This is a genomic window from Luteibacter rhizovicinus (assembly GCF_004342265.1).
Taxonomy (GTDB): Bacteria; Pseudomonadota; Gammaproteobacteria; order Xanthomonadales; family Rhodanobacteraceae; genus Luteibacter; species Luteibacter rhizovicinus_B.
In genome coordinates this window covers 45,998-64,469 of sequence record NZ_SMCS01000002.1, presented here as the reverse complement: position 1 = coordinate 64,469, position 18,472 = coordinate 45,998, and the positions used below count along the sequence as shown (strand labels likewise).

Genomic DNA, 18,472 nt, shown 5'->3' with positions numbered 1-18,472 from the left:
ATCAGGACGGCAGCCAGACGCGGATCATCGAGAGCAGACGATCGACATCGATGGGTTTGGACAGATAATCGTTGGCGCCGGCCTCCAGGCATTTCTCGCGATCCCCGCGCATGGCTTTGGCCGTGAGCGCGATGATCGGGATGCGCGCGACGGCTGGGCGTGCGCGAATCTCGCGCATCGTCTCGTAGCCGTCCATGACCGGCATCATGATGTCCATCAGCACCAGTTCGATCGAGCCGTCGTCGTCGATGGCTTTCAGTGCCTTCTGGCCGTCCTGTGCCATCACCACGTTCATACCTTTTGCCCGGAGTACTTTCGACAGGGCAAAGAGATTGCGCATGTCGTCGTCGACGAGCAGCACCTTGCGACCGTTCAGTCCGACTTCGCCCTGATGGGCGTCGCCGGCATCGGCGCGCCTCGAGCCACTGCGTATGCTGTGCAGGAACAGACTGACCTCGTCCAGCAGACGGTCGGGCGAGCGTGCTCCCTTGACCACGATGCTGTCTGTGTACTGTCTGATTTTCAGGCTTTCCTCGCGGCTGAGATCCCGGCCCGAATAGACGACAACGGGCGGAACATTGCCCGCTTTCGACAGGCGTTCGAGGAAGTCCATGCCTGAGATCCCCGGGAGACCCAGGTCGAGCACGATGCAGTCGTAGGTGTTGTCGGCCGTCATGACCAAGGCTTCTTCGCCCGACGCCGCTTCGTCGATGATGACCGAGTCGTCGCGGAGCAGGGTGCGCACCGCCGTGCGAGCGCTGGCATCGTCGTCGATCACGAGCAGATGGCGCGTGCGTCCTTCGGCGAAATGCAGCAGGCGTTCGAATGCTTTGGAGATGGCCTCGCGGCTGACGGGTTTGGTGAGGAAGCCGACGGCCCCGAGTTCCAGGCCGCGCGTGGCATCGTCGGTCGCCGAAATGAAATGGACGGGTATATGGCGCGTGCGCGGTTCGCCCTTCAGGCGCTCGATGACCGTCCAGCCGTCCATGCCGGGCAGCATGACGTCCAGGAGGATGCCCGTGGGCTGGAACTGGCGAGCGAGTTGCAGACCGGATTCGCCATCCGCCGACGCCAGTACGCGATGACCCTTGCGGTGGACCATGTCGGCGAGAATGCGGGCGAAGGCGGGATCGTCTTCGACGATGAGAATGGTCGTTTCGCCCGAGACGATCGTCGCGCGGTCGTCGTCGATGCTGTCGGCGATCAATGCGGGACTGAGCGGCAGCGTGGCCTCGGCGGCGGCTTGCTCGCGTGGAATGGGTTCCGGACGCGTGCCGTCTTCCGTTGCCTGTTCGGGAATGACGATGGTGAACGTGCTTCCCTTGCCGGGCTCGCTGGCGAGCACGATATCGCCTCCCAGCAGTTCGGTGATGCGTCGCGAAATGGCCAGTCCCAGTCCGGTGCCGCCGTACTGCCTGCTGGTGCTCGCGTCGACCTGCTCGAAGGCGTGGAAAACCCGCTGGAATGTTTCCTTGGGAATACCGATGCCGGTATCGGTCACCGCGATGGCGACGGCGGTGGCGCGATCGAGGGTCGCCGGTAAAGCGAGGCTGGCCGACGGGCGACCGATATGCACGGTGACTTTTCCGTCGGACGTGAACTTGAATGCGTTGCTCAGCAGGTTGTTCGTTACCTGTTCGAGCTTGGCGGCATCGGTCCGGATAGTGGAAGGAAGACCAGCCTCGACATCGATGGTGAAACCGAGTTTCTTTTCCTGGGCGACGTGGTTGAACGTGCGGCCCAGGGTGCGAACGAGATCGGCGATGGCGAAATCGTCGATCACTCGCTCCATCTTTCCGGCTTCGACCTTCGACAGGTCGAGAATATCGTTGATGAGCCGCAGCAGGTTGGAGCCCGCATCGTGGATGATGCGTGCCGATTCGACCTGCTCGCCGCTGAGGTTGTTCTCGTCGTTGTCGGCGAGGCTGCGCGACAGGATAAGCAGGCTGTTGAGCGGCGTGCGCAGTTCATGCGACATGTTGGCGAGGAAGTCCGACTTGTACTGGCTGGCGCGTGCCAGCTCCTCGGCCTTTTCCTGCGTGTCGCGCTGCAATATCTCCAGCGCGTCTTTCTGCTGGTTGAGCGTCGTGCCTTTCTCGCGCAGCTCTTCGTTGGATGCGTGCAGCTCTTCCGCCTGTACCCGGAGTTCTTCTTCCGACGCGACGAGGCGCTGCGATTGCTCCTGGAGTTCGGACGTCCTGATTTCGAGTTCGGCGTTCGTTGCCTGAAGGTCCGACTGCTGGGCGCGCAACGCGTCTTCGGAAGTGCGCAGTTCGTCGGCCTGCCTTTGGGTGGTGTCGAGAAGGGCGCGGGTGCGCAGCGCGCGACCCAGATTCTCCAGCGACAGCGCAACGATAGGCATCAACTCGTCGAGCAGTTGCTCCTGAACACCGGTCAGGTGCGCGAAGCTGCCGATCTCGACGACGCCGAGCAGCGCATCGCGCGACAGCACGGGGATGACGACGATCGACCGTGGCGGCGCTTCGCCCGTGCCCGAATGAATGCGGACATAGTCGTCCGGAACGTCCTGAAGAACGATCGTTTTGCGTTCGGCGGCAGCCTGTCCGATCAGGCCTTCGCCCATGGCGTACCCGGTCGTGGCGTGGCGGCGCTGGCGGTAACCGTAACTGCCGAGGAGTTCGAGTGTGGATGAGTCGTCGTTCCATATGTAGAACACGCCGACGCCCGCTTCCAGAAGCGGCACCAGTTCGCCGGTCAGCACATTGGCGAATTCGCGGTAGGTCGTCGCACCCTGCAATTTGCTGGAAATGGCCGACACGCCGCTTTTGAGCCAGGTCTGGCCGGCCGTGTCGATCGCCATTTCCTTGAAGACGTGCAGGGCGCGTGCGATCTGGCCGATTTCGTCGCGACGGTCCAGCTGGCGGATGTCGACATTGTGATCGTGCGCCGCCAGCCGTGTCATCAGCTCGGTCATGCGCACGATGGGGCGCGTGATCAGGCGGAAGGTCATGGCAAGCACCAGTCCGGCGAACAGCAGGCTCACGAGAATCGAGCCGATGTTGAATGCCCGGACCAGGTTCAGGGTGTCGTCCAGTGCGACGTTACGCTGGACGAGCAAGGCATTTTCCGTGGCCGTCATGTCGGCGATCAGCGCCTGGACGTCGGTCATCAATACCGTGCGACGGTCGAGGTAAGTGCGGCGGATAGCGTCGCGCGCAAGGGATGCCTCTGGCGTCGATGCCGCGCCGATTTCCCGCATGGGATCGATGGCGCCTTTCATGACTTCCTTTTCCCAGCGGTCGAGCATCTCGACCAGACGGTCGATGCGTCCCTGCTGGAGGGGATTGTCGGCGGTCAGTTCGCGGAGTTTCGCGAGGCTGGCGGTGAGCTCGGTATCCGCTTTCTCCAGATCCGCGTACTCGCTGGTCGAGAGGTTCAGGAGGTAGCCGCGGGCGGCGACCTGCCGGCTCTGCGCATCGTTCTCCACATCGGCCAGGGCCACCAGCACTTCATAGGTGTGCATCGACCAGGCTCTGGTTTCCTTTTCGCGGGCCAGAGAGAGCAGGTTGGCGGCGCTCGCCGCCAGGAGGACGACGAGCAAGGCGCAGATGGCAATCAGCATCTTGCGCTGAAGTGGCTGGTTGGCCAGCCATGACTGTTTCTTGCTGCTGGACGACATATGGATACCGGAAAGGCTTAGGGAAAACCGGCATCCTTGCCTGGGGCTACATACGTGCGATCAGATGGTAACGGGCAGGTGCCGGTTCGGACGGCGCCAGAACGGCGGCACCATGGAGCCGCGGTCAATCGCCACGGCAAGGCAGACTGCCGTCAGGATCGAGCACAACGCAAGCGCCACGACCGATGCTTCGGCACCGAATGCGCCGCCGGTCAGCCAGTCCGGGCCCTGCATATGCGAAGCGAGCAGGCCATGCTGGTCGAAGCCGGACACGGGAATGCCGTAAAAGGGCCCCTGCGCGACGTTCCAGGCAGCGTGCATGCCCATGCAGACCCAGAGGGAGCGGGTGACGTGGTAGACGAGGCCGAACAGCAGGCCGGCCTCGAGTGCGATCGCCAGTGCGCTCCAGGTGGTGGCGTTGGGGTTGCCGAGATGCATGCCGCCGAAGAAGGCCGCCGATATCAGCAAAGCCGCCCACGTTCCGAGACCTTCCTCGACGATGCGGAAGAGCACGCCGCGGCTGATGATTTCCTCGCCGACACCCGCCCCGACGCCCAGGACGAGGATGGGGCCGAGCCAGACCACGTCGTGGTTGATCCCGGAGACGGTGAAGGCGCCGAAGGACCACAGGACGCCCACGACCGCGCTGAAGAGTGCGAAACCCGCGGCCAGACCCAGCAGTACGTGGGGGACGAGCTTGCGCGGGGCCAGTTCGGCAATGCGTCTGCGCTCCACGAAACGAACGAGTATCCAGTAGGCCAATACGATGGGTAGCAGGCGCAGCGCTTCGATCAGGGGCGTGACGTCCATGAAGGCGAGGTGCTTGAGCGAATCGCCGTAGATGGCGTGGCTGATCGCCCGGGCCACGGAGCCGAGGACGATGAGCAGCACGACGAAGATCGCGATGCGTGCCGCGGGCGAGCGCATCCAGCGCATCCAGCGGGGCTCGACCGTCGGCGGTACGGGCGGCGGCAGGACTTCGGCTTCGGACATTGGCTTCCCCTGTTTGATGGAGCAAGCTTAAAGGGAAGCGCACACCATGGGGGCGATAAATAAGTACAAGATGCCGTCCCCGCCGCGTACTACCGTTCGTCGGAGCCGGGCCTTCCGGCAGTATTCGTCCTCTCAGGAATGCCCACGATGAACCAGCCGCCCGGTCACAATCCTTCCGACCCGTATATGCGCCAGGAGCAGACGTTTCCGCACCTGAACCCGGATATGGCCGCGCGCGTCATGCAATACGGGCGCGAAGAGCATGTACCAAAGGGCACGATCCTGATTCGGCGTGGCGATCGCCGGGTCGATTATCTGTTCGTGCTCGAAGGCTGCATCGAGGTCTACGACATCGACGAGGCCGGCAATCCGAATGTCTTCACCGTCCACGGCCCGAACCAGTTCACCGGCGAAGTCGATCTTTTCAGCGAGCGCCAGATCCTGGTCAATAGCCGGACCGGCGCCGATACGCGCCTGATCCGCGTGGCGCCGGCCAACTTCCGGCGCATGGTGTCCGCCGAGCCGGATATCGGCGAAATCATCATGCGTGCCTTCATCCTTCGCCGGGTGGGGCTGATCCAGCATGGGCACGGTGGCGTCACGCTGGCCGGCTCCGCGCACGGCGCCGACACCATCCGGCTGCGCAGTTTCCTTATCCGTAACGGCTATCCGTACCGGTTGCTGGATACCGAGATCGACGAGGACGCCCGCCACCTGATCGACAGCTTCGGTCTCGAACCGCACGAATGTCCGGTGGTCATCACGCCGGACCGGCACGTATTGCGCAATCCCACGAATGCACAGCTGGCCGACGAACTCGGCTTCAGTCTGCGGGTGGATGGCAATCACATACACGATGTCGCCGTCGTGGGTGCGGGACCCGCGGGGCTTGCCGCTGCCGTGTATGCCGCGTCCGAAGGTCTGGACACGCTGGTGCTCGAAGCGCTGGCTCCCGGCGGACAGGCGGGCACCAGTTCGAAGATCGAGAATTACCTCGGGTTTCCCACCGGCATTTCCGGTCAGGCGCTCGCCGGCCGCGCGCAGGTGCAGGCGATGAAGTTCGGCGCGCACATGGCCGTATCGCGGGCGGTGTCGGGCATGGACTGTTCGTCTCATCCTTACCGCCTGACGCTCGACGATGGTTCGACCGTGATGACGCGCGCCGTCGTCGTCGCCACGGGCGCGCGCTACCGAAAGCTGGACGTGCCCGACTACGAGCGCTTCGAAGGGCAGGGCATTCATTACGCAGCGACAGCGATGGAAGCCACGCTATGCAATGGCGAGGAAGTCGTCGTGGTGGGCGGTGGCAATTCGGCGGGGCAGGCGGCTGTCTTTCTGTCGCGTACCGTATCGCACGTGCACATTCTCGTCCGTTCGGGAGGCCTGGCCGCGACGATGTCCGACTACCTCGTCCAGCGCATCGCACAGTCGCCACGCATCACGTTGCACACGTATTGCCGTGTCGACCGGCTTGCGGGCGACACGTATCTTCGCGAAGTGGAATGGATCGACGACAAGGGGAACCGCAGCGTCCACGCGATCAGCAGCGTATTCGTGATGATCGGCGCGGAGCCGAATACGGGTTGGTTGAACGGCTGCCTGGATCTGGACGACAAGGGTTTCGTGAAAACGGGTAGCGGCTGTGCCGTGTCGTCGATGGATTCGCCGTATGCCACGACGCTGAAGGGCGTGTTCGCGGTAGGCGATGTCCGCTCCGGTTCCGTCAAGCGCGTGGCATCGGGCGTGGGCGAGGGATCGGTGGTGGTGCAGGCGATCCACAAGTTCCTCAACCCGACGGTGTAGATCGGTCTTTCGCGTTCGCCTGGTGCGATCTTGTCGCTCGCCACACGTGGCCGCCGCGGATTCCGGCGTGCGCCGGAATGACGATAAGAGGGCCTGTGCGCCGCAACATCCACCTTCCCTCACCGTCATTCCGGCGCACGCCGGAATCCGCGGCGAGGCGAACGGTTTTCGTGCAAGCGCGAACGATTGCGCTCTTACTTAACTTCCACCGCCGCAGCATGTTCGCGCGTCGCCGCGAAGCGCACCATGGGCCAGCGCTCCTGCGCCAGTTGCAGGTTGACGCGTGTCGGTGCGAGATAAACCAGCTCGCCCGCACCGTCGATCGCCAGATTCGTCGCGTTCTTCTCGCGGAATTCCTCGAGCTTCTTCGCGTCGTCGCAATGCACCCAGCGTGCGGTGGATACCCCGACCGGCTCGAAACTCGAGTCGACGTTGTATTCGTCTTTCAGGCGATAGGCGACGACATCGAACTGAAGCACGCCGACCGCGCCGAGAATCAGATCGTTCGACATCAGCGGACGGAAGAACTGCGTGGCGCCTTCCTCGGACAGCTGGGCGAGGCCTTTCTGCAGAGCCTTCATCTTCATCGGATCGCGCAGGCGTGCACGACGGAACAGTTCGGGCGCGAAGTTCGGAATGCCGGTGAACGACAGCGGCTCGCCTTCGGTGAAGGTATCGCCGATGGTGATGGTGCCGTGGTTGTGCAGGCCGATGACGTCGCCGGGATAAGCGCGTTCGACGATTTCACGATCCGACGCCATGAAGGTAAGCGCATTGGCGATGCGCACTTCCTTGCCGGTACGCGTCTGCTGCATCTTCATGCCGGCGGTATACGTACCCGAACACACGCGCATGAAGGCGACGCGGTCGCGATGCGCGGGGTCCATGTTCGCCTGGATCTTGAACACGAAACCGGTGAGCTTTTCCTCTTCCGGTTTGACTTCGCGTGTCAGCGTTTCGCGCGGACGCGGCGACGGCGCTTTCTCGACGAAGAAGTCAAGCAGCAGCTGTACGCCGAAGTTGTTCACCGCGGAGCCGAAGAACACCGGCGTCTGTTTGCCGGCGAGGTAGGCTTCGATGTCGAACGGATTGGATGCGCCAAGCACCAGGTCGAGTTCGTCGCGCACTTCCTTCAACGCGTCGGCGCCGATGCGTGCCACGAGATCCGGATGATCCAGGCCTTTGTAGATCGTCGAGTCCTGGCGTGTGAAGTTCTTGCCGGGCTCGAAGATATGCACTTCGTCCAGCGCCACGTGATAGACGCCCTTCAGGCGCGAACCCATGCCGATGGGCCAGGTCAGCGGTGCGCAGGCGATGCCGAGTACCGACTCTACTTCGTCGAGCAGTTCGATCGGTGAGCGGCCTTCGCGGTCGAGCTTGTTGATGAAGGTCATGATCGGCGTATCGCGCAGCCGGCAGACTTCCATCAGCTTGATCGTGCGTTCCTCGACGCCCTTCGCGCAGTCGATGACCATCAGCGCGGAGTCGACCGCCGTCAGCACGCGATAGGTGTCTTCGGAGAAGTCCGCGTGTCCCGGGGTATCGAGCAGGTTGACGATGGCGTCGTCGTACGGGAACTGCATTACCGACGAAGTCACCGAAATGCCGCGCTCCTTTTCCAGCGCCATCCAGTCGGATGTCGCGTGGCGGGCAGCCTTGCGGCCCTTCACCGAGCCCGCCATCTGGATCGCGCCGCCGAACAGCAGGAGCTTTTCGGTCAGCGTGGTCTTGCCGGCGTCGGGATGGCTGACGATCGCAAAACTGCGACGTCGCCGGGTTTCGGTGAGGTGTGAAGACATGAGGGCTGCGCGATGAGGGCTTAACTGCGTAGTGTACCGCGTCAGGGTCGCCCTCTCAGCCACCGGGCGCTCAGCCGGGGAAGGCGGCGTCCAGCCAGTCCGGCACCGGGAGGCCCTTTTCCCGCAGGAACCGGGGGTTGTAGAGCTTGGCCTGATAGCGCATACCGCTGTCGCACAGCACGGTGACTACCGTGTGGCCGGGCCCCAGGGTCCGCGCGAGGCGGATCGCGCCGGCCACGTTGACCCCGCTGGAGCCGCCCACGCAGAGACCTTCGCGGTGGAGCAGGTCGTGCAGGACCGGTACGGATTCGTCGTCGGGGATCGACCAGGCCAGGTCCACCGGCGCGCCGTCGAAATTGGCCGTGATGCGGCTGCTGCCGATGCCTTCGCTGATGGACGTGCCTTCGGCTTTCAGTTCGCCGGTATTGACGAAGCTGGCCAGGGCCGATCCGGCAGGGTCGGCCAGCGCGATCCGGATGCCCGAACGCATGGCCTTCAGAGCCCGCCCGACCCCCGCCAGCGTGCCGCCGGTTCCCGCGGCACAGACGAAACCGTCGATCTGGCCATCGGTCTGGGCCCAGATCTCGGCGCCGGTATGGGTCTCGTGGTAGTCCCGGTTGGCCGTATTGTCGAACTGATTGGCGAACCAGGCACAGCCAGGGTCCGTGGCGTTGAAGTCCTCGGCGAGCGCCCGGGCGACATGGGCGTAGTGGCCAGGATCCTTATAGGCCACGGCGGGCACCAGGCGTACTTCGGCGCCGGTTACCCGCAGCGCGTCGATCTTTTCGCGGCTCTGGGTCTCGGGCATGACGATGAGGGTGCGGTAGCCCCGGCTGGCGCCGAGCAGGGCCAGTCCGATACCCGTATTGCCAGCGGTGCCCTCGACCAGCAGGCCGCCGGCCCGGATCAGGCCGCGATGCTCCGCGTCGTCCAGCAGGCCCAGGGCGGTGCGGTCCTTGACCGACCCGCCGGGGTTCAGGAACTCGGCCTTGGCCAGGATTTCGCACCCGGTTATGGCCGACGCGTGGGAGAGCCGGATCAGGGGTGTGTCGCCGACGGCGGCTGAGAAGTCCTGGCGAATATCCATAAAAGGTCATTTGAGCGAGGCCCGGGGCGGGCGATCCGCCGATCTTAGGCCGCATCGGCTTCGGGTGTATAGCAGGCTAAATCATTCGATTTTCATGGATTCTTGCGGATGAATACTTGCGCGGCGCGATGAATTTGGATGTATGGACGTCTAAACGTCTGTTGACACGTATCCGGTTCGGGGCGTATCGTCGGCTCCACTCATCGAGACCGGCTGAGGGACAGGCCCTTTGAAGCCGGGGCAACCTGCGGATTTCCGCGACGGTGCCAACTCCTGCGGGGCGCTATCCAAAGCGTCAGCCGATAGATGGGATGTCCTGACGGGCGGCGTTCGCGCATGCCCCGTCGGTGGCAGCCCTCTCTTGTTGGCTACTCCGCGGAAGCTCGAACCCGCTTTACGGAGAATCGCCGCAATGTCAGCAGAGCCCGCCATCGTGACCCCTTTCGAAGCCGTCGTTCCCGCCGTTTTGCCGCGGGCAACCGCCGATCTCACCGAGCAGCGCGGCACGCGTCGCGTGACCTTTACGCCGAAGTACGGCAGCGGTCCGGTCGACGTGGACGTCCGTTACCTCTGGTGCGGCGCACCCGGCGCCCCGACGGTCATCGTGCAAGGTGGCATTTCGGCCGACCGCGATGTCTGCACCGGCCGCGATCGCGCCTCTGGCTGGTGGCAGGAACTGGTCGGTGAATCGGCCGCCATCGACCTGCGTGGATGCCGTGTCCTGTCGATCGACTGGCTGACGCCGGAGGATATTGGTGGCACGCCTTCGGTTTCCAGTGAGGACCAGGCCGACGCGCTGGCCGCGCTGATCGACGCCCTTGGCATCGTCCGCGCCCGTGCCTTCGTTGGCTCGTCCTATGGCGCCATGACCGCGCTGGCCTTCGCCGCGCGTCACCCCGAGAAACTGTCCCAGCTGGTGCTTCTGGCCGGTGCGCATCGCCCGCATCCGCTGTCGACCGCGCAGCGTTCGATCCAGCGCGGCATCGTGCGGCTCGGGCTTTCGTCCGGCCGTACGGACGAGGCGCTCGCGCTGGCTCGTCAGCTGGCAATGACGACGTATCGCGGCAGCGAGGAATTCTCGCGCCGCTTCGCCGCAGGCCCGGAGCTGCGCGACGGTCGTTTCCATTTCCCGGTCGAGGACTATCTCGAGCATGCGGGTCGCCGCTTCGTCGAACGCTTCGATGCCGAGCGCTTCCTGGCCCTGTCCGAGTCCATCGACCTGCACGACGTGGCACCCGAATCGATCGCCACGCCGACGACGCTCGTCGGCTTCCCGTCCGACCGCCTCGTGCCGCTGGCCGATCTTTGCGAACTGCAGCGCCGGCTCGCCGGCACCGCGACGCTCGAAGTCATCGACTCGCCCTACGGGCACGACGCTTTTCTGAAAGAAACCGCGCAGCTGGCCCCGCTGCTGCGCCACGTACTCAACGATTGTTGCGGAGACTAAACCCCATGACCGATTCCCGCCTCTGCACCCGCGCCGTCCGCGCCGGCATCGAAAGCGATACCCAGCACGGTGCCGTCGTGCCGCCGCTGCATCTGTCCACCAACTATGCGTTCGAAGGGTTCGGTCGCAAGCGCGCTTACGATTATTCGCGCAGCGGCAATCCCACGCGCGACCTGCTCGGCGATGCGTTGACCGAGCTGGAAGAGGGCGCGGGTGCGGTGGTAACGGGTAGCGGCATGTCCGCGGTGGCGCTGGCGCTGGAACTCGTGCCCGCCGGTGCGCTGGTTCTGGCGGCGCACGATTGCTACGGCGGCACCTGGCGCCTGCTCGATGCGTGGGCGAAGAAGGGACGCTTCCAGGTGCGTTTCGTTGACTTCACCGACCCGGCGGCGCTGGCCGATGGCCTCGCGGCGAAGCCGGCGCTGGTGTGGATCGAAACCCCGTCCAATCCGCTGCTGCGCATTACCGACGTTCGCCACGTATCGCAGGCCGCGCATGCCGCCGGTGCGCTCGTCGTCGTGGACAACACCTTCCTTTCGCCGGCTTTGCAGCAACCGTTGAAGCTCGGCGCCGATCTGGTCGTGCATTCGACCACCAAATACATCAACGGTCACAGCGATGTCGTGGGCGGTGCGGTCATCGCGCGCGATCCCGCGGTTGCCGAGCAGCTGAAGTGGTGGGGCAACTGCAATGGCCTTACCGGTTCGCCGTTCGACAGCTTCCTGACCCTGCGCGGCGTACGCACGCTTGCCGTGCGTCTGCGCGCCCATGAAGAAAATGCGCATCGCATCGCCGAACGTCTGGACGGCCATTCGGCGGTGAGCCGGGTCTTCTATCCGGGGCTGGCCAGTCATCCTGGCCATGCGCTCGCGGCACGGCAGCAGCTCGGCTTTGGCGCCATGCTCAGCTTTGAGATCGCCGGCGGCGTCGAAGCCATCGAAGCCTTCGTCGACGGGCTGCACTACTTCTCGCTCGCCGAATCGCTCGGTGGCGTCGAAAGCCTCGTCGCGCATCCGGCCACCATGACGCATGCGTCCATGGCCCCCGAAGCACGTCTTGTCGCCGGCATCTCCGATAGCCTGCTGCGTCTGTCGGTCGGTATCGAGGATGGCGACGATCTGCTGGCGGACCTCGATGCCGCGCTCGAACGGGCCGCACGCGTCGCCGCGCCCAAACGCAAGGTTGGCGCATGAACGCGGTCGCTGTTGCTCCGGCGGAGACTATCGTTCCGCATACGGCCGTGGTGCTGCTCGGTACCGGCGTCGTGGGTCGCGCATTGCTCCATTTGCTCGACACGCCGGCCGCCCGTTCGTTGCGTCTGGTCGGTGCGGCCAACTCGCGGCGCCAGCATGTGCTTGCGGCAGGTCTGAAGGGCTCTGCTGTTGCAGAAGAGCTGAAGCGTTCGCCTGAGGGCAGGGACAACCGGCCGCTGCTTGCCGCGCTGGATGCCAGTGGCGCGGTGCGCAAGGTGGTCGTCGACGCGACGGCCTGTGCCAACGAAGCACGGCGCCACACCGATTGGCTGGAAGCCGGCTACCACGTGGTCACCGCCAACAAGGCACTCGCCGGCGGTGCGTTGGGCGGCTGGCGTGCCCTGCAGAATGCCAGCGGGCGCGGTTCGGTTTATGGCGATGCCGCGACCGTGGGCGCCGGGTTGCCGGTGCTTTCGACCTTGCGCCGTTTGCGTAGCTGCGGAGATAGCCTGCTTACCCTCGAAGGCGTGTTCTCCGGTTCCCTGTCGTGGCTGTTCAATCAGTACGACGGCAGCCGTCCGTTTTCCGAACTGCTGCGCGATGCGCGGCGCCTGGGTTTCACGGAGCCCGATCCGCGCTCGGACCTTTCCGGAGAGGATGTCGCTCGCAAGCTGCTCATCATCGCGCGCAATGCCGGTTTCGCACTGGGTAGCGATGAAGTGGAAATCGAGAGTCTCGTGCCCGAAGCATTGCGTGGCATCGAAACGAAGGCCTTCCTCGATCGTCTCGGCGAACTGGATGCGCCGTTGCGCGAGCGGCAGGCCGCCGCGCGGTCGCGCGGCACGGTGCTTCGCTATCTGGCGCGGCTGAACCAGCGCGGCCGGGCAAGGGTGGGGTTGGTCGAGGTTCCGGCGGATCATCCAGCCGCGCGTCTGTCCGGGACCGACAACCAGTTCGCGCTGACGACCACGCGTTATCACGCGCAGCCGCTGGTGATTCAGGGACCGGGTGCGGGACCGGAAATCACGGCGCAGGCACTTCTGGGCGACGTGCTCGCGTTGGGCTAATCCTGCTCGGGACAGGGTGCCCCGTCCCGAGTCCTTATTTTTACTCGAAGTCGCGCCACGTGACCGGTGAGGGGTTGCCGGCCAGATCGGCACCGCGTGCACAGAACCGCCACGGTGCGCGCGCCCTGGATAGCGTCTCCCAATGCGCATCGGCGTAGTGGTAGCCCTCGTCGACATCGCAGTCCGTGGTGGCTCGGGGCCCGAATTTGATCTGGACGCTGCTCACTTCGCTGGGTTGCGTGGCGCCGTAGACATCCCATTTTTCTTCGGTTTCCCGAAGGACGGCGATAAGAGGTGTAAGCGTCGGCGGTGTTTCGTCGATCTGACGGAGTTTTACCGACGCGTATTCCGGTTTCTGCCAGTCGGAGTCGCCATTCGTTCGTCCGACGATGCACATGCCATAGATGCCTTCGCGTGTCGGCGTGGGCAGGTTGATAAGGGGCTGGTCCGTAGTACGTAGTGCAGCGCTGTAGCCCTCTGTGATGGCGCAGTCCAGGGTCTGGGCGAAACCCACTTTGTAGCGGAGTTCGTCGAACTGGGTGCTGGCTTGCAGGTTCCAGATGGCCGGGTGCATGTTGCCTTCCGCGTCGGCGACAAGTTCGCGCGTAGACCAATGTCCCGTACGGGTAAGGGCAATACCGGAACCGGGATCGAGCAGGTCGACATCGAATATCCCATCGGTGGTGAAGGCGCGTGCGATGCTGTCGATGGGAATGAAATAACTGCTGCCTTCGCGCGGCATACCTTCGCCTTCGACCAGCTCGCATGGACGCCCCGAACCGCATCCGTTGCTTTCGTCGACGGTCGTATTCAGGACGCCGATAACGCTTGCGCGGTCGCGCAGCACGACGGGTGAACCGGAGGTCCCGCCCGCGACGCCCTCGCAGTCGTTCGGAACCGCGGACGTCCAGAACCATGGATGCCGGTCCTCGAAGAGTCGCCTTGCTTCGTTCGCCGTGCATAGCGAATGGCGCAGGTAGCGTTCTTCGTCCGGCACGCCAATGATGGGAACGTGGGTTAGTTCGATGGGTGTGGCGATCGTCGTTGCCGTCGGTTCGAGGCGCATCGGCGCGATACCCACCGCAGCCAGATCGCCATAGGTCGCGTCGAGCTGCATGACGGCCAGATCGATGGATTTCATCGTGGCATACAGCACGCGTTCCACCGCGAATGAGGTATGTGCCGGTTGCGTATCGATAAAGTACGCGGGCGTGTAGCGCCATGCGGAGTCCGCGGGCGCATCGACGATCGCGTTATTGTCTCCAAGGTCGTGAGCGGCGCAATGCCCTGCCGTGAGGATCAGCGCCGGTCGTTGCGGATCGACGGGGCCTTCGCCGGCAATCAGCGTTGCTGTGCAGTGGGACGCCGCCATCAGCTTGCCGACCGGGCGGAAGCGTTCGGCGCCGGGGGCCGTGGAAAGTAGCAATGGTGCGTTCGACGTCGCGGCGAGTTGCGTGATATGCGGGTCGTCCGTGGCTCGCGCGGGGAGCGTTCCGAGAATGGCGAGCGCCGCGAGGCTCGCGACGGCGATCTGAATGCGTTGCTTCTGTTTCGATAGTTGGATCACGACGTTTTTCCTTGTGCCTTCCGGTTGTCGCGGGAGATGTCCACGTGGAAGGTTCAGGATGTATCGGGTTGGTGGAGACATCTCTCAGACGATTCTGAAAATGACGCCTTAATTTCACGGCGCTCAAACGAAAACAGCCGGCTTGCGCCGGCTGTTTTCTCATCCAGGTTGGGTCGCCTCAGCGGTGACCCGTGATCCGTGCCGTCTCGTCCGCATCCGGCGGCTCGACGATCGCGCCGGGGTGCTCCTGCGCGTCGAAACGCGCCGCATCGACGGTCGGCGTACGCCAGCCGGACGAGATGCCCCAGAAGTAGAAGACCGTGCCGAAGATCGCGACGACCAGCAGATCCCAGCCATAGGGAATGTAGTCGTGTCCGCCGAAGGTCGAGCTGCCGGCCCAGGAGATGGCTGCGATCACGGGCAGGTAGACGATCAGCCACCACGCGCCCTTCAGCTGGCGGCCGAAGTCTTCCCAGCCGGTCTTGGCCTGATAGTAGAAGTAGATCGGCAGCGCGACGACCATCAGCAGGATGATTTCGCCGGTCAGCGGCCATCTTGCCCAGTACAGCAGTTCGGTCGCGAAGATGAAGGCCAGGGCGGCAAGCACCGGCAGCCCCGAGATACGCAGCGGACGCTTCAGTTCGGGAGCGGTACGGCGCAGGGTCATCACGCTGACCGGGCCGGTCAGGTACGAGATGATCGTGGCGACCGAGATCACTGCCGCCAACGTACCCCAGCCGCGGAAGAAGAACAGGAACACGAACGACACGGCCAGGTTCAGCCACATCGCCGGACGCGGAATGCCGAAGCGCGGATGGATGTGACCGAAGATCTTCGGCAGCGAGCCGTTGCGCTCCATCGCGTAAATCATGCGCGCGGTGGTGGCGGTATAGGTCGCGCCCGTGCCGCTTGGGCTGATGAAGGCGTCCGCATACAGCAGGATCGCCATCCAGTTCAGCGCCAATGCCGTTGCCAGCTGTGCGAACGGCGAGCTGTAGTTCAGGCCGGCCCAGCCTTCGTGCAGATGTTCCGGCGGCACGGCGCCGAGGAAGGCGACCTGGAGCAGCACATAGACCACCGTGGCGAGCAGGATCGAACCGATGACCGCGAACGGAACGCTGCGGCCCGGATTGCGCGCTTCGCCGGCCAGGTTCACGGGGCTCTGGAAGCCGTTGAAGCTGAAGACAATACCGCTGATGGCCACGGCCGTCAGGATCGAGGAGAGATTGAAAGCGTGCGTGCCGCCATGCGCGCCGATCTTGAAGTTCTCCCAGTGGAAGCTCGTCATCATCAGGGCGATCGCGGTCGCGGCCGGCACGACGAGTTTGAAGATCGTGATAGCCGTGTTGCTCTTGGCGAACAGCTTCACGCTCCAGAAGTTCAGGAAGAAGTACACCATGACCAGGACGCCGGCGATGGCGAGGCCGGGCGGGGAAAGTTCTCCATGACCTTCGGTGACGACATACAGGCTCTTGGCCCACTGCGCCCATTCCCACGGCCAGGAGGCCATGTACTGCACCGAGGCTTCGGCTTCGACCGGAATCACCGAAACGATCGCGATCCAGTTCGCCCAGCCGGCGATGAAGCCCACCAGCGAGCCGTGCGAATAATGACCGTAACGCACCATGCCGCCCGATTCGGGGAACATCGCGCCAAGCTCGGCGTAGGTCAGGGCGATGAAGAGAATGATGACCGCGCCGAGAATCCACGCGTAAATAGCGCCGGGTCCTGCGAGCTGGGCGGCATGCCATGCACCGAAGAGCCAGCCTGAGCCAATGATCGAGCCCAGGCCGGTAAGCATGAGGGCAAAGGCGCCGACGTCGCGGCGGATAGCGCTATGAGACATGTAAACTCCGGTCGGATGGGAGACCAGGGAGGTCCCTCAAGGCGGCACAAGGGCGGGATGATGACAGCCCCGGCGCCACCTGTCAGCCGTGCTGACCGGCAGGGGCACTTCACCCCGGTCTCGGCCGGGAGCGATACACTGCCGGGCGCAGCCTGGAAGAAGGGGTTCGGATGCGTTCGGTATTGACCGTCTGCGGCGTGTTCGTTGTCGCTATGTCGGTAAGCGGCGGGGTGAATGCCGCCAGCGAGTGGAGCGATAAAGGTAGGTTGATCGACTCGGAGTCCTATGACAGGACCTCCAAGGGGTTCTATTTCACCCTCTATCCGGGCGAAGACCCGGTGGCGGCCGTACGCCTGTGCGCGCAGACCATGCGTGAGCGCGGCAATCTGGCCAGCGTGTCGTGTTTTGCCTTCACCAGCCGCCAGCGCTTCGATACGCGCAGCGGCAAACTGCGCGTCTGCTATTCCGCCGTGGCCAACTGGTGGGGAGAGGACGAGCCCGTGCGCGTAGAGATCGTCGAACGCTTGCCGAGGCTTTGCCCGCAGCGCTGATCGACGACGTCGGGCCTCCTGGTGCTTTCTATTGCTCCCACAGAGAGCAACTAGAGAGCAAACAAGCGCGAGAGCTCAGCACTCGATAACGTTAACCGCCAGACCGCCGCGCGACGTTTCCTTGTACTTGTCCTTCATATCGCGGCCCGTATCGCGCATGGTCGCGATGACCTTGTCCAGCGACACGTGGTGCTTGCCATCGCTTTTCTGCGCCATGCGGCTGGCGTTGATCGCCTTGACCGCGCCCATGGCGTTGCGCTCGATGCAGGGAATCTGGACCAGACCGCCGATCGGATCGCAGGTCAGTCCCAGATTGTGTTCCATGCCGATCTCGGCGGCGTTTTCCACCTGACGCACCTTGCCGCCGATCGCGGCGGTCAGGCCGCCCGCAGCCATCGAACAGGCCACGCCGACCTCGCCCTGGCAACCGACCTCGGCGCCGGAGATGGACGCGTTTTCCTTATACAGAATGCCGATGGCGCCAGCCGTCAGCAGGAATTCGATGACGCCGTCTTCGTTCGCGTTGGGGCAGAAATGGAAGTAGTAGTGGAGTACGGCCGGTACGATGCCCGCGGCGCCGTTGGTCGGCGCGGTAACGACGCTGCCGCCGGCCGCGTTCTCTTCGTTGACGGCCAGCGCGTAGAGATTCACCCAGTCCAGAATGGTCAGGGGATCGCGCAGCGCGGCTTCCGGCTGCGCGCGCAGCTCGGCGACCATGGCCGGCGCGCGGCGATTCACCTTCAGGCCGCCCGGCAGGACGCCCGGCGAACGCAGCCCGCGGTTGACGCAGTCCTGCATGGCTTTCCATATGTGCAGCAGGCCGGAGCGTATGTCGGCTTCGCTACGCCAGATTTTCTCGTTCGCCATCATCAGCTGGGCGATCGACAGGTGGTGCTCTTCGCAAAGCGCCAGCAGCTGGTCGCCCGAGGAAAACGGATAAGGCTGTTCGCTGGTATCGGCCACGATGCGGTCTTCGGCCGCTTCGTCGGGATTGACCACGAAGCCGCCGCCGACCGAGTAATAGTCGCGCGTGGCCAGTTCGTTGCCTTCGGCGTCGTAGGCCGAAAAGCGCATGCCGTTCGTATGGAAGGGAAGCTTCTGGCGCTTGTTGAAAACGAGATCGGATTTTTCGTCGAACGCGATCTCGTGACGGCCGAGAATGCGGATGCGCTTCGTGCCGCGGATGCGTTCCAGCGTAGCCGGGATGGTGTCCGGGTCGACGCGGTCGGGCCACTCGCCCTCGAAGCCGAGCAACACCGCTTTGTCGGTGCCGTGGCCGCGTCCGGTCATGGCCAGCGACCCGAACAGCTCGCAGCGCACCCGCGCCACGCGGTCGAGCACGCCTTTCTCGTCGAGCCAGTGCTCGGCGAAACGCGCACTGGCGCGCATCGGGCCCACGGTGTGGGACGAGGAAGGACCGATACCGATCTTGAAGAGGTCGAAAACGCTGACGGCCATGGGGGAATACGGCGATGTGGG

Annotated in this window: 12 protein-coding genes and 1 riboswitch; of the genes, 5 read left to right on the top strand and 7 right to left on the bottom strand. The window is 64.2% G+C overall.

What is annotated here, in order from left to right; genetic code table 11:
• Position 1: 1 nt before the first annotated feature.
• The gene (locus tag EC912_RS04475; RefSeq protein WP_132141956.1) at positions 2–3,640 is read right to left on the bottom strand and encodes a response regulator; all 3,639 of its coding nucleotides are present in this window, start codon (positions 3,638–3,640) and stop codon (positions 2–4) included.
• Positions 3,641–3,700: 60 nt separating this feature from the next.
• A complete protein-coding gene (locus tag EC912_RS04470; protein WP_132141955.1) occupies positions 3,701–4,633 on the bottom strand; it encodes a CPBP family intramembrane glutamic endopeptidase in 933 nt (310 codons plus the stop codon).
• Positions 4,634–4,780: 147 nt separating this feature from the next.
• Here EC912_RS04470 and EC912_RS04465 point away from each other — a divergent pair, with 147 nt between their 5' ends.
• Complete coding sequence (locus tag EC912_RS04465; protein WP_132141954.1) at positions 4,781–6,436, top strand: FAD-dependent oxidoreductase; 1,656 nt, start codon at positions 4,781–4,783, stop codon at positions 6,434–6,436.
• 194 nt (positions 6,437–6,630) lie between these two features.
• Here EC912_RS04465 and EC912_RS04460 read toward each other — a convergent pair whose 3' ends face one another.
• Together EC912_RS04460 and EC912_RS04455 are read right to left on the bottom strand one after the other, a co-directional pair.
• Positions 6,631–8,235 (bottom strand): peptide chain release factor 3, encoded by a 1,605-nt coding sequence (locus EC912_RS04460; RefSeq protein ID WP_132141953.1) that lies wholly within the window; start codon positions 8,233–8,235, stop codon positions 6,631–6,633.
• 70 nt (positions 8,236–8,305) lie between these two features.
• On the bottom strand, positions 8,306–9,322 hold the full coding sequence (locus tag EC912_RS04455) for a cysteine synthase A (protein ID WP_132141952.1): 1,017 nt from the start codon (positions 9,320–9,322) through the stop codon (positions 8,306–8,308).
• Positions 9,323–9,519: 197 nt separating this feature from the next.
• A riboswitch (SAM riboswitch) is annotated at positions 9,520–9,635 on the top strand.
• A gap of 99 nt (positions 9,636–9,734) precedes the next feature.
• On the opposite strand from EC912_RS04455, the gene metX reads away from it, so the two are divergent.
• From metX to EC912_RS04440, 3 genes are read left to right on the top strand one after another with little or no spacing between them, the layout of a single operon-like run.
• Positions 9,735–10,769: a homoserine O-succinyltransferase MetX gene (gene metX / locus EC912_RS04450; RefSeq protein WP_132141951.1), complete on the top strand. Its 1,035-nt coding sequence runs from the start codon at positions 9,735–9,737 to the stop codon at positions 10,767–10,769.
• Positions 10,770–10,774: 5 nt separating this feature from the next.
• Positions 10,775–11,962 (top strand): cystathionine gamma-synthase, encoded by a 1,188-nt coding sequence (metB, locus tag EC912_RS04445; protein WP_132141950.1) that lies wholly within the window; start codon positions 10,775–10,777, stop codon positions 11,960–11,962.
• Positions 11,959–13,029, top strand: coding sequence for a homoserine dehydrogenase (locus EC912_RS04440; protein ID WP_132141949.1), 1,071 nt, complete (start codon positions 11,959–11,961; stop codon positions 13,027–13,029). Before metB ends, EC912_RS04440 begins: the two co-directional genes overlap by 4 nt.
• A 40-nt stretch (positions 13,030–13,069) precedes the next feature.
• Here EC912_RS04440 and EC912_RS04435 read toward each other — a convergent pair whose 3' ends face one another.
• Complete coding sequence (locus EC912_RS04435) at positions 13,070–14,596, bottom strand: trypsin-like peptidase domain-containing protein (RefSeq protein ID WP_165973507.1); 1,527 nt, start codon at positions 14,594–14,596, stop codon at positions 13,070–13,072.
• A 178-nt stretch (positions 14,597–14,774) separates the two neighbouring features.
• The gene (locus EC912_RS04430) at positions 14,775–16,442 is read right to left on the bottom strand and encodes an APC family permease (protein WP_132141947.1); all 1,668 of its coding nucleotides are present in this window, start codon (positions 16,440–16,442) and stop codon (positions 14,775–14,777) included.
• A gap of 170 nt (positions 16,443–16,612) precedes the next feature.
• On the opposite strand from EC912_RS04430, the gene EC912_RS04425 reads away from it, so the two are divergent.
• Positions 16,613–16,993, top strand: coding sequence for a hypothetical protein (locus tag EC912_RS04425; RefSeq protein ID WP_132141946.1), 381 nt, complete (start codon positions 16,613–16,615; stop codon positions 16,991–16,993).
• A 75-nt stretch (positions 16,994–17,068) separates the two neighbouring features.
• Here EC912_RS04425 and EC912_RS04420 read toward each other — a convergent pair whose 3' ends face one another.
• On the bottom strand, positions 17,069–18,451 hold the full coding sequence (locus EC912_RS04420; protein WP_132141945.1) for an L-serine ammonia-lyase: 1,383 nt from the start codon (positions 18,449–18,451) through the stop codon (positions 17,069–17,071).
• Positions 18,452–18,472 lie beyond the last annotated feature (21 nt).

Bases quoted from the DNA above. Each gene is read 5' to 3' on its own strand.
- EC912_RS04470 (WP_132141955.1), bottom strand. From the start codon at position 4,633: ATGTCCGAAGCCGAAGTCCTGCCGCCGCCCGTACCGCCGACGGTCGAG.
- EC912_RS04460 (WP_132141953.1), bottom strand. From the start codon at position 8,235: ATGTCTTCACACCTCACCGAAACCCGGCGACGTCGCAGTTTTGCGATC.
- EC912_RS04475 (WP_132141956.1), bottom strand. From the start codon at position 3,640: ATGTCGTCCAGCAGCAAGAAACAGTCATGGCTGGCCAACCAGCCACTT.
- EC912_RS04430 (WP_132141947.1), bottom strand. From the start codon at position 16,442: ATGTCTCATAGCGCTATCCGCCGCGACGTCGGCGCCTTTGCCCTCATG.
- EC912_RS04465 (WP_132141954.1), top strand. From the start codon at position 4,781: ATGAACCAGCCGCCCGGTCACAATCCTTCCGACCCGTATATGCGCCAG.
- EC912_RS04425 (WP_132141946.1), top strand. From the start codon at position 16,613: ATGCGTTCGGTATTGACCGTCTGCGGCGTGTTCGTTGTCGCTATGTCG.
- EC912_RS04455 (WP_132141952.1), bottom strand. From the start codon at position 9,322: ATGGATATTCGCCAGGACTTCTCAGCCGCCGTCGGCGACACACCCCTG.
- EC912_RS04440 (WP_132141949.1), top strand. From the start codon at position 11,959: ATGAACGCGGTCGCTGTTGCTCCGGCGGAGACTATCGTTCCGCATACG.
- metX (WP_132141951.1), top strand. From the start codon at position 9,735: ATGTCAGCAGAGCCCGCCATCGTGACCCCTTTCGAAGCCGTCGTTCCC.
- EC912_RS04420 (WP_132141945.1), bottom strand. From the start codon at position 18,451: ATGGCCGTCAGCGTTTTCGACCTCTTCAAGATCGGTATCGGTCCTTCC.
- metB (WP_132141950.1), top strand. From the start codon at position 10,775: ATGACCGATTCCCGCCTCTGCACCCGCGCCGTCCGCGCCGGCATCGAA.